The sequence below is a fragment of the Pseudomonas sp. NFACC16-2 genome (assembly GCF_900119205.1).
Taxonomy (GTDB): Bacteria; Pseudomonadota; Gammaproteobacteria; order Pseudomonadales; family Pseudomonadaceae; genus Aquipseudomonas; species Aquipseudomonas fluorescens_Q.
Genome location: NZ_FPIX01000002.1, coordinates 207,451 through 233,329 on the forward strand (window position 1 = coordinate 207,451; position 25,879 = coordinate 233,329).

A 25,879-nucleotide genomic window follows, 5' to 3' on the forward strand; every position below is an offset into this window, starting at 1 on the left:
GCGAAGCAGTCCCAAAAGCCGGCACCTCGCAGCATCAGCCTAACCCCGTGCTGTCGTTCAGGGGCTGCTATGCAGCCCAACGGGGATAAATCCCCTCGCCACGGGCGGCGGCTGTACGCAGGTTAATCGACCGGGGAGTCCAGCATTACCGGCGCGCCCGAAGGCGCCCTGCGCACAACCACCATCTAGTGCAGGAGTGGATACCTGACTGGACGAAGCTTGTGAACCTGCTGAAAACCACCGGGCGACGAAACCCGATCACTGAAGGGCGGTGACGGGGATCAAGTTACCGACGGCCTCCAAGGCGCACAAGCCGGCGGATTCTGGCGCAGTTGTAGGCTGCGGCGCAAAACGATGTAGCCTGCTGTCGTAGTTCCTACGGGACAGGGCTGTAGGGATATGTAGGCTTTCAGCGTTGCAGCGAAAAAGACTGTCAGACCAGATGTCGCAAGCCCTGCAATACCTCATCCACGGTCCCAAACTCCCGATCCACCTCCGCCAACACCGGCCGCTGCAAAATCAACACCGGCACCCCCCGCTCCCGCGCCACCTCCAGCTTCGGCTCAGTCGCCGTGCTGCCGCTGTTCTTGCTGACCAACACATCGATCCGCCGACGCTCGAACAGCTCGCGCTCGCCTTCGATGTGGAACGGCCCGCGGGCGCCGATGACTTCGCAGCGTTCATTGCCGGGATAAATGTCCAGGGCGCGCAGGGTCCAGAATTGCTCTGGCGGAATTTCGTGCAGGTGTTGCAGTGGTTCGCGGCCGAGGGTGAACAGCGGGCGGCGGAAGGGTTTCAGGGCTTGGATCAGTTCGGCCCAATCGGCCACTTCGCGCCAGTCATCCCCGGCCTGGGGTTGCCAGGCCGGGCGGCGCAGGGCCCAGCAGGGGATGGCGCAGGCGCGGGCGGCGTGGGCGGCGTTGTGGCTGATTTGTGCGGCGTAGGGGTGGGTGGCGTCCAGCAGCAGGTCGATGCCTTGCTCGCGAATGAATTGCGCCAGGCCTTCGGCGCCGCCGTAGCCGCCGACGCGCACCTGGCAGGTCAGGTCCGTGGGAACGCGACCGATGCCCGCCAGGCTGTAGATGTGTTGGGGGCCGAGGGTGCGGGCGATGGCCAGGGCTTCGGTGACGCCGCCCAGCAGCAGGATGCGTTTCATTGAAAGTCTCCAGCGTGGCCAACGATCCCGCCCTGGCGATCGATGGCGAAGACTTCGACCTGGACCTGGGCCGGCACCACACTGCGAGCGAAGGCCAACGCGTGTTCGCACACCGCGTCGCCGAGGGCGATGCCGGCGGCGCTGGCCATGGCCAGGGCTTGCTGGCTGGTGTTGGCCGCGCGGATGCCTTGCTGCAATGCCTCATCGGCACCGATGGCGGCGGCCCACTCGGCCAGTTGTGGCAGGTCGATGCTCGAGTGACGGCTGTGCAAGTCCATGTGGCCGGCGGCGAGTTTGCTGATTTTGCCAAAGCCGCCGCACAGGCTGAGTTTTTCCACCGGGACCTTGCGTACATGCTTGAGCACGGCACCGACGAAGTCGCCCATTTCGATCAGGGCGATTTCCGGCAGGTTGTAGACCCGACGCATGGTGTCTTCGCTGGCGTTGCCGGTGCAGGCGGCGATGTGCAGATAGCCGTTGGTTTTTGCCACGTCGATACCTTGGTGGATCGAGGCAATGTAGGCCGCGCAGGAGAACGGCCGGACGATGCCGCTGGTGCCGAGGATCGACAGGCCGCCCAGAATACCCAGGCGCGGATTCATGGTTTTCAACGCCAGGGCTTCGCCGCCCTCGACATTGACCGTGACCTCGAAGCCGCCAGCATATCCGCTGTCTTGCGCCAGACGGGCCAGGTGATCGTTGATCATCTTGCGCGGCACCGGGTTGATCGCCGGCTCACCGACCTCCAGCACCAGGCCGGGGCGCGTCACCGTACCGACGCCACGACCAGCGACGAAACGTACACCGGGCTCGGCGATCAAGCGCACCTGGGAAAACAACAGGGCGCCGTGGGTCACGTCCGGGTCGTCGCCCGCGTCTTTGATCGTCCCGGCTTCGGCACCTTGTTCGGTCAGCCGGCAGAACTCCAGGCGCATCTGCACGTGCTTGCCCTTGGGCAGTACGATTTCCACGGCATCGGCTTCGGTGCCGCGCAGTAGCAGTCGAGCGGCCGCCAGGCTCGTGGCCGTGGCGCAACTGCCGGTGGTCAGGCCGCTGCGCAAGGGGGCGGGTTGTTCGGCGGTTTCGTCACGCATCGAGAGGCTTCGTCAGGTCCAGCAAGGTAATCGGCAAGGCCTGGCGCCAGGTGTCGAACTCGCCCAAGGGCTGGGCCTGGGCGATGTGGATGCGGGTCAGTTCACCGCCGTGACGTTCGCGCCAGTGCATCAGGGTCGTTTCGCTTTGCAGAGTCACGGCGTTGGCGACGAGCCGGCCGCCGGGCTTGAGTTGGGCCCAGCAAGCCTCAAGCACACCTTCACGGGTGACACCGCCGCCGATGAACACCGCGTCCGGTCGCTCCAGGCCTTCCAGTGCCTGCGGGGCTTTCCCGCGAACCAGTTGCAGGCCGGGCACGCCGAGGCTGTCGCGGTTACGTTCGATCAAGGCCTGGCGACCTTCGTCGGCTTCGATGGCCAGGGCTCGGCAACTGGGGTGGGTGCGCATCCATTCGATGCCGATGGAGCCGCTGCCGGCGCCGACATCCCAGAGCAGCTCGCCAGGGGTTGGCGCAAGACGGGCGAGGGTGATGGCGCGCACGTCGCGTTTGGTCAACTGGCCGTCATGTTCGAACGCGCTATCCGGCAAACCGGCCAGACGAGACAGGCGTAACGTTGAAGGTTCGGCCCGGCATTCGATAGCGATCAGGTTCAGGTCGGCGACGGTGTCATCGGACCATTGCGCGGCGCAACCGTCGATCCGTCGTTCTGCCGCACCGCCCAAATGTTCCAGCACGGTCATGACGCTCGGGCCAAACCCCCGCTCGCGCAGCAACGTCGCCACGGCGGCAGGGCTGTGACGGTCATTGCTCAGCAGCAACAGCCTGACGCCTGTGGATAAATGAGCGCTGAGTGCCGCCAGGGGACGCGCCACCAGCGACAGCGTGACCACCTCCTGCAACGGCCAGCCCAGGCGCGCCGCCGCCAGTGAACAGGAGGATGGCGCCGGTATCACCAGCATCTGGTCGCCAGGTAGCTGTTTCGCCAGGCTCGCGCCCACGCCATAGAACATCGGATCGCCGCTGGCCAGCACACACACCGACTCGCCCCGTCGCGCCAGCAGCGGCTCCAGGGAAAACGGGCTGGGCCACAATTCCCGTTCACCCCGGATGCACACCGGCAACAGCGCCAATTGCCGGTCGCTGCCGACAATGCGTGACGCCCCCAGCAAGGCATGGCGGGCCGTCCGGCCCAGGCCCTTGAAGCCGTCTTCGCCGATGCCCACTACGGTCAGCCAGGGGCTCATCTGTATTCCTCGAATGGATGTGTTTTATCGACGGGCTGGTGTACCCACGAACCGGGCCGCCATCATACCGCGCCCCTTCAATTTAGGCGTGAACCTGTGGAGCGAACCTGTTCGCGATGGCGCTGGAGCATTTGAAATCACGGGCCCAGGCAGACCGCTACCGAGCTACGTACCTGAGGATATAGGCATACAGATCGTTGTAGACAGAGTCAGGCACGTGTCCAGCGTGGGCTTGGGTCTTGAGCAGCGCCAGGTGGCATTCCTTTACCATTTCTTCGCGATCGCCTATGAGATGGAGGCGGTTGTTGATGATGGTTTCAAAGGCACTGGCATAGACTATCTTTGGTCCAGTGATGACCACGGTCCCGTCCGAGTCTTTGGTATAGGTGCTTTGAACACGCAGGATCCGATCTTTCAATGGACCGAACCCGCGCTCGTACAAGAAAATCTGCGAGCCGCTGATCGCCTTGGCCGCCGCCTCGAAAGCCAGGATGGTCGCCTGAGCGTTACCCAGGCTGGCATTGAGTGCCGATAGCGAGACAAACCTCTCCATTTCCTGTTTTTCCAGGCTTTTGAGTGCGCGTTTGATGCCCGACAGATGAGCAAAGCCTTTCTTGCACGCGATGATATGGGTTTCGAACTGATAGCCGGCTGCCGTCGCCATGGGTGGAAAGGCAGCGAAATCGATGCTGTCGAACGCACATTCCATGATGATGTTGTATTTGCGTTTGAATGCCTGCTCGAAGATTTTCGAACTGACTTCCCGAACAAATGCCTCGGTATGCTCATAGGCGTGCAGGACACCGCGTTTGATCATCTCTGCATATTGAGGGTGTTTTTCCCGGTACTCGGGCAGGTACAGGCGCACGTAGTTGCCGTAGCGTCCGGAGGGCAGGAGTGTGTTTTCCAGCAGATAGGTTTTACCCGAGCCTTGAGATCCCGCGGTGATCAGCATTTTGGGAACGGTCTCGGCCTTGATGCCATTGAATAACGTTGCGGTGATTTCAGTGAAGGCGTTCGTGACCTGCTCTGGGGTGTAAGGGTAAGTCGAGGCTGGTGGCATATCTTGATGTCCTTATCGAAGATGCGGTGGCGTGATTGACTGCTCTTTGAATAAATCGGTATTTCCTGATTTTTTCAAATGAGCCATGATTTCAAGGTATGTAGCTGTTTTTTAAAGTAAAAATTCTTACGAAAAAGAAAGCGAAAACTCACGCGCTTACGCCTGCCACAGTGCCCCTGTGAGCGCACAGTCCTGAATTCGACCGGCGAGCTTTTCATGCCCCCCAACAAAGCAGGCATAATGGCGGTCCTTCGCCGTTGCGGCGTGTCCTACGTACCGGTTACTCCTTGAACGAACGCCCATCAACCAACGTCATACGCCCCTCGGGTTGTCCGGGTTTGTTGCGTGTCGTCCAGGCGTTGGACGGTGGGATCTGCCGGATCAAGCTCGATGGCGGTTCCATCCGGGCGGACCAGGCCGACGCCGTGGCGGCCGCGGCCGAGCGGTTCGCCGCTGGCGTAATCGAGGCGACCAACCGCGGCAACCTGCAAATCCGCGGCATCGATCCTGAGCACGGCGCGCTGATCGAACAATTGCTGGCCGCCGGGCTTGGGCCCCGAACCCCGGCTGGCGATGACGTGCGCAACCTGATGCTCAGCCCCTCGGCCGGGATCGACCGGCAGATGCGCTTCGACACCCGCCCATTGGCCGCGCAGTTCCTTTTCACCCTGCAAACTCATGAGCGTTTCCATCAGCTGTCGGCCAAGTTCGCCGTGCAACTGGACGGTGGGGAAGCGCTGGCGATGCTCGAACATCACCACGACTTGTGGCTCTCGGCCCTTGTCCGTAACGGCGAGCCCTGGCTGGCCTTCGGCTTGGCCGGCACCCCGCTGGATAAACCGGCGGGCAAGGTGCCCCTGACCCAGGGGCATGCCTTGGTGGTGGCGGTGCTGGAACTGTTCCTCGACCTGGCCCGCCCGGACCAGATCCGCATGCGCCACTTGCTGGCTGAAGTCTCTGTGGATGAGTTCATGACCCGGCTGGCCCGTCGTGTGCCCCTCCAAGCGTGCCTGGATTGGCAGCGGGATGCGTCCGTCGACGGACTGCACATCGGCGTTCATCCCCAGCACGACGACCGTGTCTACGTCGGCGCGGCGGCGCCCCTGGGGCGGCTCGATGCGGTCATGCTGCGGGGGGCCGCGCAATTGGCGCGGGAGAAGGGCGACGAAAGCCTTCGTTTCACCCCTTGGCAGAGCCTGCTGCTGCCCAACGTGCGCTGCGAGGACGCCGACGAAGTGCTCGCGCGGCTCGAAGGATTGGGCCTGTTGTGCTCGCTCGATCAGCCCCTGGCACAACTCAACGCCTGCACCGGCTCCAGTGGCTGCGGTAAAGCCCTGGCCGACACCAAGGCCGATGCCCGCCAACTGGCCGAGCTGCTGCAACGCCAGGGCCACGCCCTGAAGGTCCATCTGTCGGGCTGCCCGCGTTCCTGCGCGGCAGCCCATGTCGCGCCTGCCACCTTGCTGGCGGTCGCCCCCGGTCGTTATGACCTGTATTTTCGCGATGTCACGCTGCCGGGTTTCGGCGCGTTGCAGGCACACAATCTAACTATTGAAGCGCTCGGCCACTGGCTCGACGCTCGCTCCCGGAGCCCCCTTGATGCTTGATTACATCCGCGACGGTCAGGAGATCTATCGCAACTCCTTCGCGATCATCCGCGCCGAAGCCAACCTGGCGCGCATTCCGGCCGACCTGGAAAAACTCGCGGTGCGGGTGATCCATGCCTGCGGCATGGTCGAGGCCATCGATGGCTTGCAGTTTTCCGAGGGCGCAGGCACGGCCGGGCGCCAGGCGCTGGCCGCCGGTGCGCCGATCCTGTGCGATGCGCGGATGGTCTCCGAAGGCGTGACCCGGGCTCGCCTGCCAGCCAACAATCCGGTGATCTGCACCTTGCGCGACGAGGCCGTGCCGGCCTTGGCCCTGGAGCTGGGCAACACCCGTTCGGCGGCGGCGCTGGAGTTGTGGCGCCCGCACCTGGAAGGCAGCGTCGTGGTTATCGGCAACGCACCGACCGCGCTGTTCTATCTGCTGGAAATGCTCGATGCCGGCGCACCGAAACCGGCATTGATCCTCGGCTTTCCGGTGGGCTTCGTCGGTGCCGCCGAGTCCAAGGCGATGCTGGCGGCCGACAGCCGTGGTGTGCCGTTCGTGATCATGCAAGGCCGTCTCGGCGGCAGCGCCATGGCCGCCGCGGCCGTCAATGCCCTCGCCACGGAGATTGAATGATGCAGCAGCCTGGACGTCTGATCGGCCTTGGCGTGGGCCCCGGTGACCCGGAACTGATTACGGTCAAGGCCCTGCGCCTGCTGCGCGAATCGCCCGTGGTGGCGTACTTCGTGGCCAAGGGCAAGAAGGGCAACGCCTTCGGCATCATCGAGGCCCATTTGCAGGACGCGCAGACATTGCTGCCATTGGTCTACCCGGTCACCACCGAGGTGCTGCCTGCGCCGCTGTCCTATGAACAGGTGATCGCCGATTTCTACGACACCGCCGCCGAGCAGCTGGCCGTGCACCTGGATGCCGGTCGCGACGTGGCGGTGATCTGTGAGGGCGACCCGTTCTTCTACGGCTCCTACATGTACCTGCATGATCGCCTGGCCGAGCGCTATGAGGCCCAAGTCATTCCCGGCGTCTGCTCGATGCTCGGCGGCGCTTCGGTGCTCGGCGCGCCGCTGGTCTATCGCAACCAGAGCCTGTCGGTGCTCTCCGGTGTCTTGCCCCACGACGATCTCAAGCGCCGCCTGGCCGACGCCGACGCGGCGGTGATCATGAAGTTGGGGCGCAATTTCCCCAAGGTTCGCCAGGTGCTTCAGGAACTGGGCATGGACGGGCGAGCGCTGTACGTCGAGCGAGCGACCATGGCCAACCAGAAAATCGTGCCGTTGGATGAAGTCGAGCCGATGTCTTCGCCGTACTTCTCGTTGATCATCGTGCCGGGCGAACGGTGGCAGGGTTGATGGCCGCCAAGACGCCGGCCATTGTCATCCTCGGCCCCGGCAGCCTGGCAACCGCCCGACGGATTCAGCAGCGTTACCCCGACGCCCTGATCCATGGCCTGGCCGGACGGGTCGAGGGTGATCGGCAATACCTTGAGTTTGGCGCGACGATGCGTGAACTCTACCAACAGGACACACCGATCATTGCCTTGTGCGCGGCGGGTATTGTCATCCGTACCCTGGCGCCGCTATTACTGGAGAAAGGCGCCGAGCCGCCGGTGCTGGCGGTGGCCGAGGACGGCAGTGCCGTGGTGCCGCTGTTGGGCGGCCTGGGCGGGGTCAATGTCATGGCCCGCGAGATTGCGCAGACGCTGCACGTCGCGCCGGCGATCACCACCAGCGGTGAATTGCGGTTTGGTACTTGCCTGCTCAATCCGCCGAGCGGCTACAGCCTTGGCGATCTGGAGCAGGGCAAGCGTTTCGTCTCCGATCTGCTCGCTGGCGAATCGGTACGCATCGAGGGGGCCGCGCCGTGGCTGGACCAGGCGCAGTTGCCCGAGGATGAACAGGCCCGGTTGGCGATCCGCATCGACAGCGCCGCGGGCACGCCTGCGGCGGATGAGCTGCGTATTTATCCGCGCAATGTCGTCGTGGCGATCAGCGCGGGGGCGACGCCGGCCATTGGCGAGACTCTGCGTGAAGCCGGCCTCGCCGTGCAGTCGCTGGCATGCCTGTTGGCGGCGGACAGCGACATGGCCCGGGCAGAGTTGCATGAAGCCGCATCGGCCTTGAACGTGCCGCTGCGTTTCGCGCCGGTCGTTGGTGACGTCGGCCAATGGCTGAACGAAGCCCTCGTCCAACCCAGGTCAATTCGCACGTTGGGCGCGCATGCCGTCGCTGTGACCGAGCAGCCCCTCGACCCTCGACAGGTCGGTCGCCTGCGCGGGCGCCTGGCGGTGATCGGTCTTGGCCCCGGCGCTGCCGAGCTGATGGTGCCGGCGGTACGCGCCGAACTCGACCGCGCCACCGATGTGCTGGGCTACGAAACCTACGTGCGTATGGCCGGGCCGTTCCGGGGCGATCAGGTGCAGCACTGCACCGACAACCGCGAAGAAATGCAGCGCGCCCGCCATGCCTTCGAACTGGCGGCCCAGGGCCGCTCCGTGGTGGTGGTGTCATCCGGTGACCCGGGCGTGTTCGCCATGGCCGCCGCCGTGCTCGAAGCGTTGCACGAATCGACGGATGCCCAATGGCACGCCGTCGACCTGCAAATCCTTCCCGGCGTCTCGGCCTCCCTGGCCACCGCCGCCCAGGCTGGGGCGCCGCTGGGCCATGACTTTTGCGTGATGTCGCTGTCGGACAACCTCAAGCCCTGGTCGATCATCGAGAAACGCCTGGACCTGGCCGCCGAGGCGGATCTGGCCCTGGCGTTCTACAACCCGATCTCGCGCTCTCGACCCTGGCAATTAGGGCGGGCGCTGGAAATCGTCGCGCACCATCGTACCGCGCAGACGCCGGTGGTGTTGGGACGCGACATCGGACGCCCGGGCCAGACACTGCGCGTCACGACGCTGGGGCAGTTGACCCCGGATCAGGTGGACATGCGCACCATGGTGCTGATCGGTTCTTCCACGACCTGTGTCTTCCCTCGTGCCGAAGGCGGCGACTGGGTGTACACACCGCGCTGGTACGGCAGTAAACCGCTCTGATGAACTCCGGTGGCCTGCCTGGGCCACCGCTTCCTGATTCCCTCCCTGACTGCATCCGGGTATCGGTCTGCGTGCCTGTATCCGTTTTTTTCGGAATGTAATAAACCCTGACGTTAGTTGGCTGATTTATTGGCTGCAGGTCGAACGTTCTAATGTTTCGAATGCCAAGTTGTGAGGAAATAAGATGAAAGTTCGTCATTGGACATTTATTGAATTCCTTAGTGGTTGAGCGCGGTCTTGATGAGGGTTATGTTCGTTTGACTTTGTGGGCCGTCACGGCCCTGGATAAGGTCAGTTAATTAATCAGACCACTGATTCATGGGTTGTCAGCGCATGGATGCGTGTCGTTCAACTTGTTGTTGTTCAGGCGCCTGAGGGCTGTCCTGGCTATTTACATACAATAAATGGAAGTGTTGTTCATGAGTGAATCTGGAATTTCATCGACGGGCAGCTACGTCGATTTTGTGGGGTTGTTGAGGCTCAAGGATCTTGAGCAGGCATTAATAACCCACAAGGGCACCGATGAATATGAAGCGGTGTTGCGCTATTACTTCGGTTGTATCGCCTTGCTCGATTCTCCACAAATGTTAGAGCCGTTAGGTTTGCTCAAGCAGGCCGTGGGGGCCTTGCGGGGAAACCGCAGGCGGCGTCGTACGCCTGAGTTGCCGGAGGGTGCCGAGGCTACGGATCTGGCGCACGCCTACAACAAGATAGAGGGGTTCGAAACGCGCCTGCGCAATAGCGTCGAACAATTGAAAGTGCCCGCCACCGAGGTGCCCAAAAAACTGCATTTGGTCTGGCTGGGTGGCGGCGTCGGAGCGATCCAGCGTGACTACATCAATGTCTGGAAACAGGTGCTGGGCCCGGAGGGCTATCGCATCAGTCTCTGGTATGACAGCGATGCACTGCTGGCCTATGAAACCAACCGGATCATTGTCGAAGCGGCCAAGGCTGACGCCATGCTCAATGGCGCAGAAAACAGTGTCGATGCCTTGGCGTTGGGCGACCGTTATGAAGAACGCGCGATCGTCCTGAAGCAGCAGATGTACGCCCATATCACCGAGGCGGTGAACAACGGCGGCAGCGCCGATGACGCGAGAATCGATCTGCTGGTTCGGGCGTACGGCCAGGACAAGGCACGACTGGTGGCCCTGAGGCGCGATAACCGGCTCAGCCTCGAAGCGTTGGCCGAGGGCAGCCTGGCACTGCGCGATCTGGCCAGCGGTGAATTGCCACTGCATCTGCAGGATGCCTACGAACGCGAGATCAGTCTGCGTGGCATGCTTGCCGGGGGCTCCGATATCGTGCGTTTCGAAGCCTTGTTCGCCGAGGGTGGCAGCTACGCTGATGTCGATGGCCTGCCGCCCTTGGCGGAAAAGCTGGGTGAGGTGGACATCCGGGCGTTCCAGACGGATGCGCGGCTGGGCGTGCTGCAGCTGCTGCTGGATCGAAACCCCGAATGGATGCCCGGCCGCCAGGCCCAGCGCAATAAATACACGGACTACGCCAACGAGATTCCAGCCGAGCATCGCGAGGCGCTAGAGCGTTTCGCTAAAAGCGGACCGGCGTTGAACCGCGTCTTTCGCCCCCCGGCGGAGCGCATGGCCCGACCGGACGAATTGCGTGCTGTCGTCGAACAGCACGTGGTGGGCAATGCCTTCCTGATGGCCCACCCCGGGGCGGCGATGCTCAAGAGCGTCATCGAGCGTTTACGGCTCAATTATGAAATCGTCGATGCCACCGCGCGCCTGGCCGATGAGCAAAACGTCAGCCTGGTCGATGTCGAGGCCATGAGTGATCTGGCGCGCCAGGCCGCGACGCAGGTATTCGGTGCATTGCATGAGCTGCCACCGGACATTGAACTGGCCGCGGCTTTTCTGGTGGAGGCGGCCGCCGCCTACTACAGCGATGGCATCCGCCCCCAGAGCGAAGGCACGATCTATCTCACCGGTCCCGCCGCCATGCGCCAGGGGATGGCGGACTACCAACGCACCCACTTCACCCCTCAAACCGCCGAACAGTGGCAGGCGGAGGTGGCGATCACGGCCGTCGCCACGGTCAACCGGGCGACGGAGGAGGAGCTGGATCACTCCTGGAAAGAGAACACGCGTGACACCGCGCAATGGGTGATCGACGAAAAAAAACGCTGGCAGGAGGGGCAGTTCAAGGCCCGTTATGCGGGTGATATGGCAGAGCTGCTCAAATACCGCGCCCTCCAGTTCGATGAAGGCTGGCCGCTGATCGAGGGGCGGCATGTACTGTCTACCGAGCTGTTGCAGCATCTGGCCGATGAGCTGGGTGAGCCGTTCATGCAGATGATGAGCCAGCGCCATAACGGTGAGGTGATCTTCGATAAACCCATCCCGCTGAGTTTTGATGAACGTCAGTCGATCCGCGATCAAAGCGCCTATGTGTTGCCGCCCGCGTCGGTGAGCGATTCGCAGACGCGAGAGCTGTCAATCGCTGAACTGCTGGAGCGCCTGGCCAGCGACCGTTTCGAAGTCGCTCGGCTGAGCCCCTTGCAGCGTCTGCTGCTGGGAGGCCTGAGTGGCGCGAAGGCGTTGGATAACCGCAGCTTCGACGCGGCTCGGCCGTCATTGGACAACCTGGCCAACAACCTCGCCACGCACGGAACCGCTGGCCGTTATGCGGCGATCGAACAAGCGTTGTTCCAGCGTCAGGCGCCGGCCTTCCTGGCCGGGCTCACCAGCGCCACCGATGCGTTACCGAGGCATGGCGAAACCGCCCTGGGCTTGAAGAAAGCCGCGTTGGAGCAGCCGTTGACGTTGCGCCAATGGGGCCAGCACGTGGCCCGGATTCGTCAGGTGGCGCAGCTTGAGTACCGCGTCCGGATCATCGAACGCCTTGGTACTGTCCTGAACGGTTTCGAGGCCGCCACGAACAAGCTTGTACCGCAGGATCTGCTGCTCCAGGGGGAGGGTGACAGGGTCGGCGGACGTTGCTATCCCCTGGCACTCGCCATGGCGGCGGCCGTGTCGCAAGGCAAGGCCGCGGTCAACACTCTGCGCGAGCGTTTCTATCTCGCGGTGCTTGAGCCGGGGGCAAGCGATTCAGTGGCCTTCCTCAACAGCGTGGAGGCGTTGCGCGATGTGCAGCTCGGCGATGTGGGCAGTGCGCTGGCGCGCTCGGACCTGAGTGAGGTCGTGGATATCCTGCAAGCCAGGACAACCACCAGCACGCTGATGCTCAACTCCGATAACCACGCCATGCTGGTGGCCAAGACCGTGGAGGGTGAGCGCAGCACCTATCACTTCTACGATCCGAATTTTGGTGTGTTTGAGTTCGAGCATTCGACCCTGTTCAGGCAGGCGCTGGAGCGGTTTTTTCTCCAACAGGACATGGCCAGCCATTACGCGGCCTATGGCGATGCGGCCCGACCGACTTTCGACCTGGTCGAGCTGGAAGGTGCACGGGTGTCGAGGCAGGTATTGCCAGGCGCCATTGAGGTTTCGAAACTGCTGCAACCCGGCGCCTTGCCTGGGCAGTCGCAACGCCCTGTGAGGCAGCGGTTGGCCAGCGCCCGTGGACATTCGCTGCAAAACAATCCTCGACTGGGCAGCTGTCTGCTGGCGCTGGATGGCCATTGGTGGAGCCAGCAGATCGAGCAAGCGACGAGCCGCCTCCAGCAGGAAAACCAGCTGGCGGCGCACCTTGTGCCGTTGTTCGATACGCTGGAGGTCTCGCCGGACGGGGCGTACCGGGTGAGCCTGATCGATCCGGCCAATCCTGAGCAACTGGTACGGGTGGTCACGGATGACCATCGGCTCCTGCGGATAAAAAGCTACCTCTCGGAACAGTTTTCAGCCTTGGCCAACAAACCCTTCGTGCCGAGCGACCCCACCGAGGTGGGGAGCGTCCACACGCTGAACGCCGGTTTCGCCATACAAGCGCTGATGAGCGCGTTGTGCGGCCAGGAAGGATCGGGTCGGCCCCTGACCCTGGCGGTGCGCTTGCACGCCTATGTCAACTACGCGCAGTTGGTGCATGGCGTCGTGGCGGATATCGCCGGCCTGGTCGGCCTGGTTCGGCAGGCACTGGCCGAAGAGAAACTGATTGCCCGTACCGTCGCGCCAGTGGTCAAGGCAGCGGTGGGTTCCAGCGTGAGCGAAGCGACCGGGGGCTTATTGCAGTTGGCCAATGTCGGGTTCGATATCTACCAATTGTCGACGGCACACAACGAGGTCGAGCGAGCTCAGTTCGGTACCCAGCTGGCTTTCGACTCCGCCAGCCTGGTGTTGTCGGTGAGCGCCTATGCGGTTGGCGCCACGACAGCCGGCGCAATGCTGGGCGGCGCCGCGGTGATGCTCGGTGGGTTGGCGGTGGGGGTCGCGGCATTGGCCCGGGGCTTTGCCACCATTGCCGAGGAGGCCAAAGAGGTCGGGTTGTTATTCGATGAAATCGCCAAGGTTCATCGGCAGGCGTACCACTTTGATGCCAGGCAGGGTGCATGGCTACCGCGCTCCTCGTTGATCGTCCAGGCGCTGGATCTGACTCGTGGCGCATTGATGCTGGACAGCCCCAAGCTCTATCCGCAACGCGATCACTTTGGGGTGCCGACGATAGAACTCGATTACGATCGGGCCATTAACATCCGTCGAGATCTAGGTCTGCCGGGTCAGGTTGCATTCAAGCCACCTGCCGGCCAAGTCATCGTACTGCCCTGCACACCGCAAACCTGTTACCGCTATGAGTACATTGCCCTGCCATTCGCGACATCGCGTCATGACACCGGGTTCGACACGGCACGGCGCCTGGAAAAAAGAAAAGCGGACGGCAGCTGGCAATTTCAGTTTTCCTTTTATTCGTTTCCCAGTGAATACATCGTCCGTCGCATGGTTCCCGATTATCGGCCAACGGTGATCGACGTGTTGCTCGACAGTGCTGACCGTTCACTGGTGGTGCCTCTCATTCCCCCGATTTGGCACAACATGATCGCTTATAAAATCCAGGGGGCCGGCAAGCGATGCGCATTGGTCGTTCATCCCGGCGTGAAGCTGAGCCTGGAGTCGACGAGCCTGCAGGTGTCCACTTGGTTTATGGACGCCTCTTGGGCATCGGAGAAAGAGATCAGGATTGAGCGTCACGATCAGTTCTTTATCGACGACGTTCAGGTAACGATCGTTGGAGGGTGGCGTCACGAAATTTTACTCCGGCTTGCCGATAATCAAGTATTCAAGGTTGATGTGGCCAACCGCACGCTCGTGCTTTTGGAACTGGACGCACCGCCCGACATGGATCAGCAAACGCTGCAGGATCATTTCAAGGCCCTGGCTCGAGACCACCGTCTAGCGATGGCGTACACACCGATTCACCACCACCTCATTCCGTTTGAGGACCCGGACGAGCCTCGCTACGTCACGGCCTGGTATGACGCGAAGGAGGACCGCTTTCTTTACATTCGCGACGATCTGCTGGGTGTCGAGGACGCGGTGCTGAGGGCAGTGGTCGGCGACTCCTGCTATTTCTACGACCCGCAGAACGTGATCATCTGGCAAGTCGATGCAGTCACTGGGTTGGTGAGCCATCGTTACTGGTTGCGCAGTACGAGCAACCTGGCAAGCACCATCAAGAGCGTCGAGGCGGACGCGCAGGGGGTGATTCATGTCGTCCAGCAAAACACCCGCGCGGACCAGAGTGTCGATGTGCTTGTGTATCTGATCCATGACGGGCAACTGCTGCTCAGTTCGATCACACGAGAGCTGGATCTGGCGATGGAACTGGTCTTGAGTGCCAGCGAGACGCTGGCCGACTGGTCGCAGGTACTGGGTGACAGCCCGCCCTTCACACCGAGTACCCATCCTGAGGACTCGTTCGTCACCGTCAATTGGCAACCGGCCCCCTTCGTTTCGATCTGCTGGAAGTCCGATGCGCAGTGGCGGGACATGGCCTGGGTTCGCCGCAGTGACCGCTTGATCATTCGTCCTTCGCCACGACGAGACCAGCCGCGTGGATGGCCCGACTCGATCAAGAACATGACCGACCTGACGTTGCTCGCACCGCCGGACGACAGCGATGTGTTTGTCATCTATGACCGGCTCAAACAGGAACTGTGCGGCAGGCGGCGTACGCTGGTAGAGGGCCGGGGACATTGGGCCAACCGGTGGGCGCGTGCCCCCGGCCTGGAGGATGTCATCGCCGTTGACGGTGGCTACGTGGCGCTGACCTCGGGTGGCGTGTTCTACAACCTGAGTGGCCGAGGCGACCTGGCACTGGGCGGCGTCAGGGAGCGGTGGTTCAAGGACCGGGCACAATGGTGGACGGCCCTGGATGCGCTGGTCCTGCAGCACAGGAACAAAACGCTTGCCCTGATCGGTTTGACCAACTTCAGTGGTGACGAGCGGTTGTGCGCCTGGTACGTCGGCAACCGGTTGCTGCTGGCTGACCTGGGCAGCACCAAGGAGCTGCGGTTGCTGGGCGCAACCCCGGACGGCGAGGCCGCCTGGGTGCTCGACGTGGCGAGCGGCGAGCTCTATCGCCAGGCCTTTATCGATCCGCAGGAGCTGGACGCTGCCTTTGGCCAGGGTTCGCAATTGTTGGAGGCTGATGTGCTGCCCCACCCCCAGCGTGAGTGGTCGCCCTGGCAGTTTGTCGAGTTGGCGGTCGATGGCGTGGGCCTGCGCGGCGTGACATTCGAAGGCGTGGAGCTCCTGCTGCGTGACCAGGCGCCGGCGCTGGTGACCGGTGTCACTCAGAAATGGGTCGTCACTCAAGGGGGGCGGGAGGTCGAGGGGCTCAGGCAATTGACCGCCCGTGCGTTCTCCAGCCCACTGCTGTCGGTGGGCGATCCCGATGACCTGAAGTGGTATGTCACCGGGACTGAACGTGTCATCCGGGTTCCCAAGGCCGCCATCCCTGAATCTTTCGAGGTACTGGGGACCCAGCGGCAGACCAACGTCCTGTTGCGCGAAAGCAGGAACGGAACGCTGTTGTCCTTGCCTGGCATGGGCCATGGTGGGCCGCTCAGTTATGTCCAACGTGAAGGCGAGGTGATGGTCGTCGAGGGGCACGAAGCGAAGATCGATGATCTGCTGCCGTTGATGCCGGATGACGTCAAGATCCTGATCCTGCGCATGGGGCAGGGCGCGGTGAGTTACCGGTTGTCAAAAGCAGCCTGGTTGAGAGTCAAGTCGGTGGTCCTCGACTGCCGACATCCCCTGGGCAACGCGGTGACCATCCCCGGCAAGTTGATCTGGGAGCTGGATGAGCCGGATCAGTTATGGCTGAGCAAGGTTCATGAGCACCTGGTGATCATTGATCCGAACAGCGGGCACAGTGTGATTTTTCGTGAGGTGTATGCGGCCGATGTCAATTTACGTGGAGACGTGTTGCTCAGTTTCGGTGGGCATCGACACTATGCCGTTTCCACACTGGTGCAGCGCTTGGACGCCTTGCAGGACGCCCAGAACGGCATCACCCTGGGAGCGTTGTCGAATGAATCGTCTACGGAGGAGAGCAATACGGTGGGCTGAGCCAAGACCGTCGGCCACGGTTAGGCTTTAAGTAAAAAAGGGTTGCCGGTGTTATCACCGGCAACCCTTTTTTTATTGAATCGTCATCCCGCAAAAAATGTTGCGCCGCCACGCCAGGTTTTGAAGTATCAATACTTCACGAGGCGCGCCTTCCTCAAGGGAAAACGTCTCATCAAGTGCTCATTCAATACTTTATTGATAAGTGCCCTTCTGCTGTCGAGTTCGCGCCTGTCCAGTTTCAGGAACGCTCTGCGTTGGACAATCCTGGCTGAACGCCTTTCCCAGTTCCAGAACAGAAAGCTGCGCCGCTTTATATCGACACTCAGTTCGAGTTTAAACAGGGCGATATGAAGGTTGCCTTGTGAGTCGTAGCGGGCCGGGACAATTTGAAAGGTCTCGCCTTCCTGGGTTTCGTTGTCGAAGGAGAGGATGGCCGGGTGATCGGCTTTCAGCGTGTCGAGGGTATCGATCATCGCGTTGGCTTGCCGCGTATCCTTCATGGTGTGGGCGCTCTCCACCAGGAAATCCGCCACGGAGCCCGTAAGGAGATGTTGTGTGCGTGTATGGATGGAGTCGTCATACAGCGACCAACCGAGGAAGCTCAAGGTGCGGGCATACTCTTCGAACCAGCCTTTGGGATTTGCATAACGGTGATGGCCGAGATCGGCGGATCGGGTGGCGATGTTGTTGCAGTCGGCGATGTCGTCGTGGTCTTGCAGGGAGGGTGCGCCGATATATGAAAAGAGGTTGGGGCCGGTGACCAGTCCGGTTAATGGTTCATTGTTCACGAGTGCTCTCCGTTAAAGTAAGTGAGGGTGTTTGGTTTTTTGGAAGTGCAATGATGAACGTTGGTTTTAAGTGAGTGGGTGGTTAATGTAAATCTGAATATTTGAAGGTGGGATGGAGTTACATATGCTGCAACCAGTCGGTGTTGTTATTTTTGAAGAGAATAATCTAGATTGAAGTGGCCCTGCAGGAGCGGGCTTATATATAACCAAGGAGGTTTTTATGGAGCAGTTCGAAAGTGTAATAAGCGTGGCGCAGAGTGTCGAGTTGATCCAGGCACGTATCAACAAGCGTAAGGCTCTGGCCGTGACGGGCCGGCGTGTACGCCGATCTCTGGTACAGCAGGACAGCCCGACCAAGGACATGGATGCGCTCATGTTGGGTGATGCGCTTGTCGGTTATGGCAACAACATGTCGCTCAACAATATGGCGATCATGGAGAACCTGATGACCATGGCGATGATGGAGGCCAACTTTGAAGTTCCTGGCGGCAAAAATACGCGGGCGTGGTACGACGCGTTTATCCAATGCCTGCAAGACCTCGGGTGTTTCGTTGCCGATGACGGTTACACCCGTTACTCCGAGAGTTCCCGGCGGGTGGACATGGACTTCGTGATCAGCGATATCGTCAAGGGGATCATCGATGGCGTGAAGGCCAGCGTTCCGGCGGCGACGGTGCTGGGTACCGTGGTGAGCACCACGATTGACGGTTTGAAGCGGGATGAGGAGACCATGCGTCTGTTCAACAGCCAGGTCAAGGTGGCCGAAGGCGCGCGTTTGTCGGTCATTCCGTGCGAGCAGTTGGCCAACGGAATCCTGATCGCCTCGTCCACCTCGATCAAACAGTCCGGTACTTCGAGTAATGGCGGTGTGCTTTTCGTGAACTGGCAATCTTCGGCGCGGGAAATCTTCCGCGGTAAATCGTTCGTGACCTTCAACCCTGCTCGTTATGAAGAGTTCAGGCAGGATATCGAAGAGTATCTGGGCGTACATCGCAGGGAAGTACTGAGCAGGAGGTTCAGTCGTCGCAAGCCCAAGGTGCGCTTCATGATACCTACGGTACCAGGTAGCCTCTAACCCCGGTAAAGATGATCTGCGCCGCCAGCGCACAGACAAACAAACCCATCAGCCGGCTGACGATCTGCAAGCCCTGGTCACCCAGGATCCGCTCGATGCGGCTGGACAGGTAGAGCACCACGCCGACGGTGAAACTGGCCAGGGCGATGCTGATGATGGCCATGAGTTTGTCGTCCCAGTGCGGCTGGCTCACGCCCATCACCAGCAGGGCACCGATGGTGCCGGGGCCGACGGTCAACGGTATGGTCAGTGGGACGATGGTCACGTCCTGCTGCACGTTGTCGGTCTGTACGGCCGACTTGCCCTGGGCCATGCCCAGGGCCGAAATGAACAGCACACTGCCGGCGCCGATACGGAAGGCGTCCACGGTGATGCCGAACACGCTGAAAATCACCCGCCCGAACAAATACAGCAACACACTGGAGACCAGCGTCGCGGTCGCGACCTTCCAGGCCAGGCGGCGTTGTTCCTTGCGCGAATAGCCGCGAGTCAGTCCGATAAAACACGACAGCACGAAGAACGGGCTATAGAGCACCAGCATCTTCAGGTAAACGCTGAACAGCACATGGAGCATGGTTGAGGCTCGCGACGAATGAATTTGACGTGGAGTCTATCAGGCGTCGGGATGTCTGTCGGCTCGTGGCAAGGGCGAGATGCAAGTCCAGGAAAATGCCACTTCATTACAGGTGATTGTACGCCGTTGAATTTGATTATTTACGGTTACAGTTGCGCGCTTGTTGTGATGAGGTGGGTTGCGTAAGTTCAACTCTCGGATCCAAGGATGATCTTGATTAAATAAGGAAATAGTATGAACGTTAAATATGATTCTGTTGTAACCCTGGCTGATCGTCTGGAGCGCTTGAGCGCTTATGATGTTGAGCCGGAGGCGTTTGAGTTGTCGACGCGTGCTTTTATTGTGCGTCCTGGCGAGACGGCTGACTATCCGGAAAAACCGGATCGCGCTTCGATTGTGGGTGACGGTATCCTGGCTTTTGTTTCGGGAATGTCCGAACAAAACCAGGCGGATATCCAGCACTCTTATCTGTTTGCTTCGTTAGTGGCTAATAGGCGCTACCCACGTGATGAGCAGGGTAAGGAGTGGTATCAACTTTTCCTGCAAGTGATGCAGGATTGCGGCTGGACGGTCCTGCAGAAGTACTATGACGCGGTTGCCGCCTCGGGCAAGAGCTTCAAGATGGACCAACTGGTGCTGAAGATCCTGGGGTCGGCGGTGACGGCCGCCGCGGTGCCCGGGCCGGCGTCACTGCTGATGCTCAAGGTCGCCAGCGATGCCATCGCGGCCTTGCAAACCCGTGACAGGCCGCTCCGGGTGTTTGACCAGAACATCCAGGAGTCTGGTGCGGGAGGGTTTGGCGTCGCCGCCTGCCATGAGACGCCGCATGGCGAAGTCATCATGGCACTGGGAGCCGTGCGTTTCATCAAGCGCACGAACCAGACCCAGGTCTTGTTCGTTAATTGGGACAGCAGTTCGGTTGACTTGTATCGCGGTGAAAGCCACATGACCATGGTGCCGTCCGTTATTAACCGTACACGTGCGACCATTATCGAAAGACTCGGCGATCGCGCACAGAAGAAAATCGAAGCATACGAACTCTGATCTTGTGTATCCACCTGGCGACTACGCCGTAGTCGCCAATCATAAAAATAACCAGGTGATTGCAATGAATGATGGTTATTCGGTTTTTATTAATGCCGGCGCTGTCGTGATAGTGTCTCCGGATATGGCCGGGCAGGAAAAAAGCGATGTGTTGGATTCGGTATTGTTCGCGCAGTTGGTCGCCAACAAGAAGTATCCGGCTTATACCCAGGCACAAATATGGTATGACGAGTACCGTGACGTCTTGAAGAACGGTTGGTTGCAAAAGACTGCAACATGGGACAACTTCACCCTCGATGAGCAATCCAACTTCAATGCGGCGCACTGGCTAGGGCGTCGACTGGGGGAGTATGTCGATCCTACAGTGGCCGATGAAGTCACTCGCCTGTTGAACCGTGTCGCGCAGTTGCCCGGTACCCTGCCGGCCATCGGGCAACTGCGCGAGCAGACCTGCAAGCGCAAGGAGCCCGTGCCACCGTCAGAGACCGATGAAGCCGTTGGCAGGGTCTGCCTGCAAGTGATTCTGGCCCGGCGAACCCCCTTGCTGAGCAGCGTTTCCCTGAGCTATGAGACCACGCAACGAGCTATCTCCAACCCCCTCGGTCAGTGCCTGTCCGTCGCCAATGTGGTCGGTAATCTTCAGTCCAGATGTTTTCAGGCCAACTTATCGAAAGAGCTTTACGCTCCCCTGCGCGGTGCGATCGTACGGAAGCTGGGCGATAAGCCAACGAAGCATGTCTTTGATATTTCCGACGACGTTGAACGGGGGGGCGCGCGATGAATAGCGAACGCCTACAGGCCGGCGAGCGCCTGTTTCACAGCAGCGATCCCGCGCCGGCTGCTGTCGTGGGGGCAAGCCTCGTGTCGTTCGGCCAGGGGCTGTCTCCCCAGGATCGCGAAGACATCTGTCTGAGCAACCTGTATGCCCAGTTGGCAACGCGGTCGGCTTATCAGGACGGTTTGGTGGGCAGTTGGTTCAGCTACTACAGGAACACGCTCAGGTACCTGGGGTGGGATTCGGCGCGTCCCCTCAGGCCTGGACAGACGGGCGAGGGGTCAATGGCCGAGAGTGTTGCCCGGCAAATCTCCCAGTCATTCGATGAACGCTTTGCGCGCTCGGCGACTGATTCGATTGGCGCCCTGAAGCGCCACCCCAATGCCCTTGAGGCATTCGAACGGGCAAGCCTGCAGCATGATTCGGCGTTCTTCCAGGTGGTTCCCTGCCTGCCGAAATCGCCTGGGCGAATAGAGGTCGCGCTTTACCACAAGCAATTCAGCATTCGTAAAACGCTCTCGACCTTCCTTTTTTGGCCGATAGAGGAGGTTGTGCAAACCAGCCATGAAGAAATGGCGGTCGTGACGTTCAACACGCTGCATTACTCAATGTTCCGGGAAAAAGTCCTGCGCGCCGTTATCGCCGAGACGACCCGTAATATTCATGCGTTGAAATGTTGAACAGGGCTCCGGGCGTCAGCGGACGCCCTCGGACGAATGCGCGACGGTCTGGTTCTGCTGGTCACGCTGGGCCACCCAATGCTCGATCAGCTCGCGTAGCTGCGACAGCTCCACCGGCTTGGCCATGTGCCCGTCCATCCCGGCCTGGCGGGCGCGTTCCTTGTGCTCGGCCAGGATGTGGGCGGTGAGCGCCACCACGGGAGTGCGGGTCCGCTGGTTGCCCATTTCCCAGGCGCGCAATTGCTGGGTGGCGGAAAACCCGTCGAGGATCGGCATTTCGCAGTCCATCAGGACCAGGTCGTAACGCTGCTCCTTCATGGCCTTGAGGGCTTCTTCGCCGTTGCTGGCGGTGTCGGGTTGCAGGTTGAGCTTGCCGAGCATGCCGCGGATGACCTTGGTGGAGATGCTGTTGTCCTCGGCCACCAGGATGCGGAAATCGCTCGGCACCTTCACCGGGAGGGGAGGGCCGGCGTTCACCTGTACATTCGTCGCCTGGCCCCGGTTGCGCTGGTTCAGCTCGTCCGCCAGGGTGGTCTTGAGGGTATAGCCGGCCACCGGTTTGGCGAGGATGCGCTTGACCCCGCTGTTGCGTGCCACGATCTTGCTCGGCGCATTGCTGATACCGGTGAGCATGATCAACAGGATGTCGTGGTTCAGGCTCGGGTCTTCCTTGATCTTGGCCGCCAGTTGCATGCCGGTCATGCCTGGCATGTTCTGGTCCAGCAACACCACGTCGAAATAATCGCGCAGGTGCGCCTTGGTGCGCAGCAGCGCCAGGGCTTCCTTGCCCGACGGCACGGCACTGACGTTCAGGCCCCAGGCGCTGCACTGTTGCACCAGTACTTTGCGGCAGGTGTCGTTGTCGTCGACGATCAATACCCGCGCCCCTTGCAGCGGGCCATCGAGATCGGCAGTCGGATGTTCGAGGCGATCCGGGTCCAGCGGCAAGGTCAGCCACAAGGTACTGCCCTGGTTGCTGCCGCTTTTGATACCGAATTCCCCGTGCATCAGGATGATCAACTGACGGGCGATGACCAGGCCCAGGTTGCCCCCCAGGCGCGTGGCCGACAGGAAATTCTTGCTGTGCAGCTCGGCGTGCATCAGCGTGTCGCGCTCTTCGGCGTCCATCGGCGTCCCGCTGTCCTGCACGGCGATGCGCAGGCGCGGCTGATTGCTGCGCTCGTCGAGGGCGACGACGATCAGCACTTCGCCCTCGTCGGTTTTCTTCAGGGCGTTTTCCAACAGGCTCAGCAGCGCCTGGCGCAGTCGCGTCGGGTCACCGCTGATCACTCGCGGCACCTGGGGCTGGATGAAACTGATCAGCTCGACATTCTGCTGTTCGGCCTTGGCGCGGAAGATACTCAGGCAATCCTCGATCAGCGCATTGAGGTCGAACTGCACGTCGTCCAGTTCGATCTGCCCGGATTCGAGCCGGGAGATGTCGAGGATCTCGTTGATCAGGGTCAGCAGCTCATTGCCGGCGCTGTGGATCGTCTGCACGTAGTCGCGTTGCTTGACCGACAACGGCGTGCCCAGCAGCAGTTCGGTCATGCCCAGCACGCCGTTCATCGGGGTACGGATCTCATGGCTGATCTTGGCCAGGAACTCGGCCTTGGCATTGATCTCGGCATTGCTCGCCGCCAGGTCGCGGCTGATGCTGAACCGGCTTTCGTTGATCGAGCGCTGGCGCTCGCCCAGGGCGACACTCATCAACAGGCCGCTGATGCAGATGAAGATCAGCAGGGTGATGATCAAGCCCTGGGGAGGAACCTCCGTGAGCCCTTGCAGTGCCGGAAGGATGATCAGCGTGCCCAGGTTGAAGACCACCATGGCCGCGACGAACAGCCGGGCTGGGCGGTAGCCCTTTTGCCAGTGCCAGGCGCTGACGAGCAGCATGCTCAGGCCGGCCAGGGCCACGATGGCGTAGGTCATGATATTGAGCGGCAGCGTGTTGACGAACAACAGCAACAGGCTGCACAGCATGACGAGCACGATGTCCCCCAGCAGCAGCCGATTCAACGGGTGCGGCCCCAGGGGCGCGAAGAAACGGTAGGCGAACATCAGGCCGCAGGGCGCCGTCAGCAACAAGGCCAGGTAGGCTCCGGGCGTCTGGACGGCTGGCCAGTCGGGCAGCCAGGCTCCGGCCAGATTCAGCAACAGCGCCAGGCTGAGCATCAGCAGTCCTTCACAGGCTGCCAGCCACAGGCAACTGCGTGAACGGGTGTAGGCGTAGCGGGTAAGGTTGTGCAGCACCAGCATGGCGATGCAGCCGAACAGCAACCCATAGATCAGTGTCTGGTTCTGATCGGCCGCGGCCACGACTGCCGATTGCAAGGTGATGTAGGGGCGCAGCTCATGGCGCGAGGACAATCGCAGGTAGACGTCCAGCGATTTGTCGCTGCGTGGCAGGGGCAGCATCAAATCGTTGCTGGGGACCGCAGGTTCGGTGTGCGGCGTGGCATTGCCGCTGACTTGCTGGTCTACCAGGGTATCGCCGTCCAGCACGTAGAGGTTCAGGCGCGACAGGTCGGGCGCGAAGATGCGCAGGATCTGTTCATGCCGGTCGGGGGCCAGGCGGAAACGCAACCACAATGCCCCGCCGGGCTCGGCGGCCTGGAGACGGTCCAGGTCGATGGGGCTGAATTGATTGGTGTAGCGGGCAGAACGGATGTCGCTCAGCGTCAGGTCGCCCTGTTCGTCGAGCAATACGGCCCAGCCACTGCCTGGCGCGGCCTGGGCCGGGAGCATGCAGAGCAACGTCAGCAAGGTGACGGTAAGGCCTATGGCAATCCTGAGCCAGCGCACGGCGAAATCCCTTCGTAGGTTGATGCCAGATTATAACTATGCGCGGCGCCGGAACAGTCAGGCAAGGGCCACAGACCCTTGCCTGGCTGAATGGCTGGGTTATTCCAGATTTTCGCCACGCTCGCGGGCAATGGCGCGGTAGCCAATGTCCTTGCGGTAGAAGCAACCTTCCCAGTCGATCTCGGCGGCAAGCTTGTAGGCCTGCTGCTGAGCGTCGTCGACACTGGCGCCCATGGCGGTGGCGCAAAGCACACGACCGCCGGCGGTGACCACTTGCCCATCCTTCAATGCAGTACCTGCATGGAAGACTTTGCCTTCCAGCCGGGCTGCGGCGTCCAGGCCCCGGATTGCGCTACCTTTGGCGTAGTCGCCCGGGTAACCGCCGGCCGCCAATACGACACCGACGCTTGGGCGCGGATCCCATTGGGCTTCGACCTTGTCCAGGGCCTGGGCCAGTGCGGCCTCGACCAGCAGGACCAGGCTCGATTGCAGGCGCAGCATCACCGGTTGGGTCTCAGGATCGCCGAAACGGCAGTTGAATTCGATGACTTTTGGGTTACCAGCCTTGTCGATCATCAGGCCGGCATAGAGGAAACCGGTGTAGACGTTGCCTTCCTCGGCCATGCCGCGCACGGTCGGCCAGATCACCAGGTCCATGACGCGCTGGTGTACTTGGGCGGTCACCACCGGGGCCGGGGAGTAGGCACCCATGCCGCCGGTGTTCGGGCCGCTGTCGCCGTCGCCGACACGCTTGTGGTCCTGGCTGGTGGCCATTGGCAGGACGTTCTTGCCATCGACCATAACGATGAAGCTGGCTTCCTCGCCGTCGAGGAACTCTTCGATCACCACGCGGGAGCCGGCGTCACCGAAGGCGTTGCCGGCGAGCATGTCGCGCACGGCGTCTTCGGCTTCGGCCAGGGTCATGGCAACGATCACGCCTTTACCGGCAGCCAGGCCGTCGGCCTTGATCACGATCGGTGCGCCTTTCTCGCGCAGGTACGCCAGGGCCGGTTCGATTTCGGTGAAGTTCTGGTAGTCGGCGGTCGGGATCTTGTGACGCGCCAGGAAATCCTTGGTGAACGCTTTCGAGCCTTCCAACTGCGCGGCACCGGCGGTCGGGCCGAAGCAGTCCAGGCCACGGGAGCGGAACAGATCGACCACGCCGGCGACCAGCGGCACTTCCGGGCCGACGATGGTCAGCGAGACGTTCTTCTCGGCGAAGTCGGCCAGTTGTTCCAGGGCCAGCACGTCGATGGCAACGTTTTCGCATTTGGCTTCGATGGCGGTGCCGGCATTGCCCGGTGCCACGAAAACCTTCTGCACGCGTGGATCCTGGGCCACTTTCCAGGCCAGGGCGTGTTCGCGGCCACCGCTGCCAATGATCAAAACATTCATTTCAAAAACCTCGGATGACGCTGATGGGGCTGATCGTTCCCACGCTCTGCGTGGGAATGCCTCTACGGACGCTCTGCGTCCAGGGACGCAG

General features: G+C 61.4%; 17 protein-coding genes. 9 read left to right on the forward strand and 8 right to left on the reverse strand.

Annotation, left to right across the window (positions count from 1 at the left end; all coding sequences use genetic code 11):
- Nucleotides 1–433: 433 nt before the first annotated feature.
- The 4 genes from BT116_RS04045 to BT116_RS04060 form a co-directional block, all read right to left on the reverse strand.
- Nucleotides 434–1,156 (reverse strand): cobalt-precorrin-6A reductase, encoded by a 723-nt coding sequence (locus tag BT116_RS04045; RefSeq protein ID WP_072340236.1) that lies wholly within the window; start codon nt 1,154–1,156, stop codon nt 434–436.
- Nucleotides 1,153–2,250, reverse strand: a complete 1,098-nt coding sequence (locus tag BT116_RS04050; protein ID WP_072340238.1) for a cobalt-precorrin-5B (C(1))-methyltransferase — start codon at nt 2,248–2,250, stop codon at nt 1,153–1,155. The genes BT116_RS04045 and BT116_RS04050 overlap by 4 nt, the downstream gene beginning before the upstream one ends.
- Nucleotides 2,243–3,454, reverse strand: coding sequence for a precorrin-6y C5,15-methyltransferase (decarboxylating) subunit CbiE (gene cbiE / locus BT116_RS04055; protein ID WP_072340240.1), 1,212 nt, complete (start codon nt 3,452–3,454; stop codon nt 2,243–2,245). The genes BT116_RS04050 and cbiE overlap by 8 nt, the downstream gene beginning before the upstream one ends.
- A gap of 157 nt (nt 3,455–3,611) precedes the next feature.
- The gene (locus tag BT116_RS04060; RefSeq protein ID WP_072340242.1) at nt 3,612–4,517 is read right to left on the reverse strand and encodes a zeta toxin family protein; all 906 of its coding nucleotides are present in this window, start codon (nt 4,515–4,517) and stop codon (nt 3,612–3,614) included.
- A gap of 287 nt (nt 4,518–4,804) precedes the next feature.
- Here BT116_RS04060 and cobG point away from each other — a divergent pair, with 287 nt between their 5' ends.
- From cobG to BT116_RS04085, 5 genes are all read left to right on the forward strand, one after another.
- Nucleotides 4,805–6,124, forward strand: coding sequence for a precorrin-3B synthase (gene cobG, locus BT116_RS04065; RefSeq protein WP_072340244.1), 1,320 nt, complete (start codon nt 4,805–4,807; stop codon nt 6,122–6,124).
- Nucleotides 6,117–6,743, forward strand: coding sequence for a precorrin-8X methylmutase (locus BT116_RS04070; RefSeq protein ID WP_072340246.1), 627 nt, complete (start codon nt 6,117–6,119; stop codon nt 6,741–6,743). Before cobG ends, BT116_RS04070 begins: the two co-directional genes overlap by 8 nt.
- On the forward strand, nt 6,743–7,474 hold the full coding sequence (locus BT116_RS04075) for a precorrin-2 C(20)-methyltransferase (RefSeq protein ID WP_060739361.1): 732 nt from the start codon (nt 6,743–6,745) through the stop codon (nt 7,472–7,474). The genes BT116_RS04070 and BT116_RS04075 overlap by 1 nt, the downstream gene beginning before the upstream one ends.
- A complete protein-coding gene (gene cobJ, locus BT116_RS04080; protein WP_072340248.1) occupies nt 7,474–9,162 on the forward strand; it encodes a precorrin-3B C(17)-methyltransferase in 1,689 nt (562 codons plus the stop codon). Before BT116_RS04075 ends, cobJ begins: the two co-directional genes overlap by 1 nt.
- A gap of 419 nt (nt 9,163–9,581) precedes the next feature.
- Nucleotides 9,582–16,652, forward strand: coding sequence for a TcdA/TcdB pore-forming domain-containing protein (locus BT116_RS04085; RefSeq protein WP_072340397.1), 7,071 nt, complete (start codon nt 9,582–9,584; stop codon nt 16,650–16,652).
- Nucleotides 16,653–16,780: 128 nt separating this feature from the next.
- Here BT116_RS04085 and BT116_RS04090 read toward each other — a convergent pair whose 3' ends face one another.
- Complete coding sequence (locus tag BT116_RS04090) at nt 16,781–17,440, reverse strand: hypothetical protein (RefSeq protein ID WP_072340250.1); 660 nt, start codon at nt 17,438–17,440, stop codon at nt 16,781–16,783.
- Between the two features lie 220 nt (nt 17,441–17,660).
- On the opposite strand from BT116_RS04090, the gene BT116_RS04095 reads away from it, so the two are divergent.
- A complete protein-coding gene (locus BT116_RS04095; RefSeq protein ID WP_072340252.1) occupies nt 17,661–18,515 on the forward strand; it encodes a hypothetical protein in 855 nt (284 codons plus the stop codon).
- Here BT116_RS04095 and BT116_RS04100 read toward each other — a convergent pair.
- A complete protein-coding gene (locus BT116_RS04100) occupies nt 18,493–19,089 on the reverse strand; it encodes a MarC family protein (protein ID WP_014336378.1) in 597 nt (198 codons plus the stop codon). The two genes, BT116_RS04095 and BT116_RS04100, sit on opposite strands and share 23 nt — an antisense overlap.
- A gap of 234 nt (nt 19,090–19,323) precedes the next feature.
- Here BT116_RS04100 and BT116_RS04105 point away from each other — a divergent pair, with 234 nt between their 5' ends.
- The 3 genes from BT116_RS04105 to BT116_RS04115 all read left to right on the forward strand — a co-directional run bounded on the left by BT116_RS04105 (nt 19,324) and on the right by BT116_RS04115 (nt 21,588).
- Nucleotides 19,324–20,133: a hypothetical protein gene (locus BT116_RS04105; RefSeq protein WP_072340254.1), complete on the forward strand. Its 810-nt coding sequence runs from the start codon at nt 19,324–19,326 to the stop codon at nt 20,131–20,133.
- A gap of 64 nt (nt 20,134–20,197) precedes the next feature.
- Nucleotides 20,198–20,914, forward strand: coding sequence for a hypothetical protein (locus tag BT116_RS04110; protein ID WP_072340257.1), 717 nt, complete (start codon nt 20,198–20,200; stop codon nt 20,912–20,914).
- Entirely contained in the window at nt 20,911–21,588 is a 678-nt protein-coding gene (locus tag BT116_RS04115; RefSeq protein WP_083569103.1) for a hypothetical protein, read from the forward strand. Before BT116_RS04110 ends, BT116_RS04115 begins: the two co-directional genes overlap by 4 nt.
- Nucleotides 21,589–21,603: 15 nt before the next feature.
- Here BT116_RS04115 and BT116_RS04120 read toward each other — a convergent pair whose 3' ends face one another.
- Entirely contained in the window at nt 21,604–24,393 is a 2,790-nt protein-coding gene (locus tag BT116_RS04120) for a hybrid sensor histidine kinase/response regulator (RefSeq protein WP_072340260.1), read from the reverse strand.
- A 99-nt stretch (nt 24,394–24,492) separates the two neighbouring features.
- Nucleotides 24,493–25,788, reverse strand: coding sequence for a phosphoribosylamine--glycine ligase (purD, locus tag BT116_RS04125; protein WP_072340263.1), 1,296 nt, complete (start codon nt 25,786–25,788; stop codon nt 24,493–24,495).
- Nucleotides 25,789–25,879: the final 91 nt, after the last annotated feature.

Bases quoted from the DNA above. Each gene is read 5' to 3' on its own strand.
- BT116_RS04045 (WP_072340236.1), bottom strand. From the start codon at position 1,156: ATGAAACGCATCCTGCTGCTGGGCGGCGTCACCGAAGCCCTGGCCATC.
- BT116_RS04050 (WP_072340238.1), bottom strand. From the start codon at position 2,250: ATGCGTGACGAAACCGCCGAACAACCCGCCCCCTTGCGCAGCGGCCTG.
- cbiE (WP_072340240.1), bottom strand. From the start codon at position 3,454: ATGAGCCCCTGGCTGACCGTAGTGGGCATCGGCGAAGACGGCTTCAAG.
- BT116_RS04060 (WP_072340242.1), bottom strand. From the start codon at position 4,517: ATGCCACCAGCCTCGACTTACCCTTACACCCCAGAGCAGGTCACGAAC.
- BT116_RS04070 (WP_072340246.1), top strand. From the start codon at position 6,117: ATGCTTGATTACATCCGCGACGGTCAGGAGATCTATCGCAACTCCTTC.
- BT116_RS04075 (WP_060739361.1), top strand. From the start codon at position 6,743: ATGCAGCAGCCTGGACGTCTGATCGGCCTTGGCGTGGGCCCCGGTGAC.
- cobJ (WP_072340248.1), top strand. From the start codon at position 7,474: ATGGCCGCCAAGACGCCGGCCATTGTCATCCTCGGCCCCGGCAGCCTG.
- BT116_RS04085 (WP_072340397.1), top strand. From the start codon at position 9,582: ATGAGTGAATCTGGAATTTCATCGACGGGCAGCTACGTCGATTTTGTG.
- BT116_RS04095 (WP_072340252.1), top strand. From the start codon at position 17,661: ATGGAGCAGTTCGAAAGTGTAATAAGCGTGGCGCAGAGTGTCGAGTTG.
- BT116_RS04100 (WP_014336378.1), bottom strand. From the start codon at position 19,089: ATGCTCCATGTGCTGTTCAGCGTTTACCTGAAGATGCTGGTGCTCTAT.
- BT116_RS04105 (WP_072340254.1), top strand. From the start codon at position 19,324: ATGAACGTTAAATATGATTCTGTTGTAACCCTGGCTGATCGTCTGGAG.
- BT116_RS04110 (WP_072340257.1), top strand. From the start codon at position 20,198: ATGAATGATGGTTATTCGGTTTTTATTAATGCCGGCGCTGTCGTGATA.
- BT116_RS04115 (WP_083569103.1), top strand. From the start codon at position 20,911: ATGAATAGCGAACGCCTACAGGCCGGCGAGCGCCTGTTTCACAGCAGC.
- purD (WP_072340263.1), bottom strand. From the start codon at position 25,788: ATGAATGTTTTGATCATTGGCAGCGGTGGCCGCGAACACGCCCTGGCC.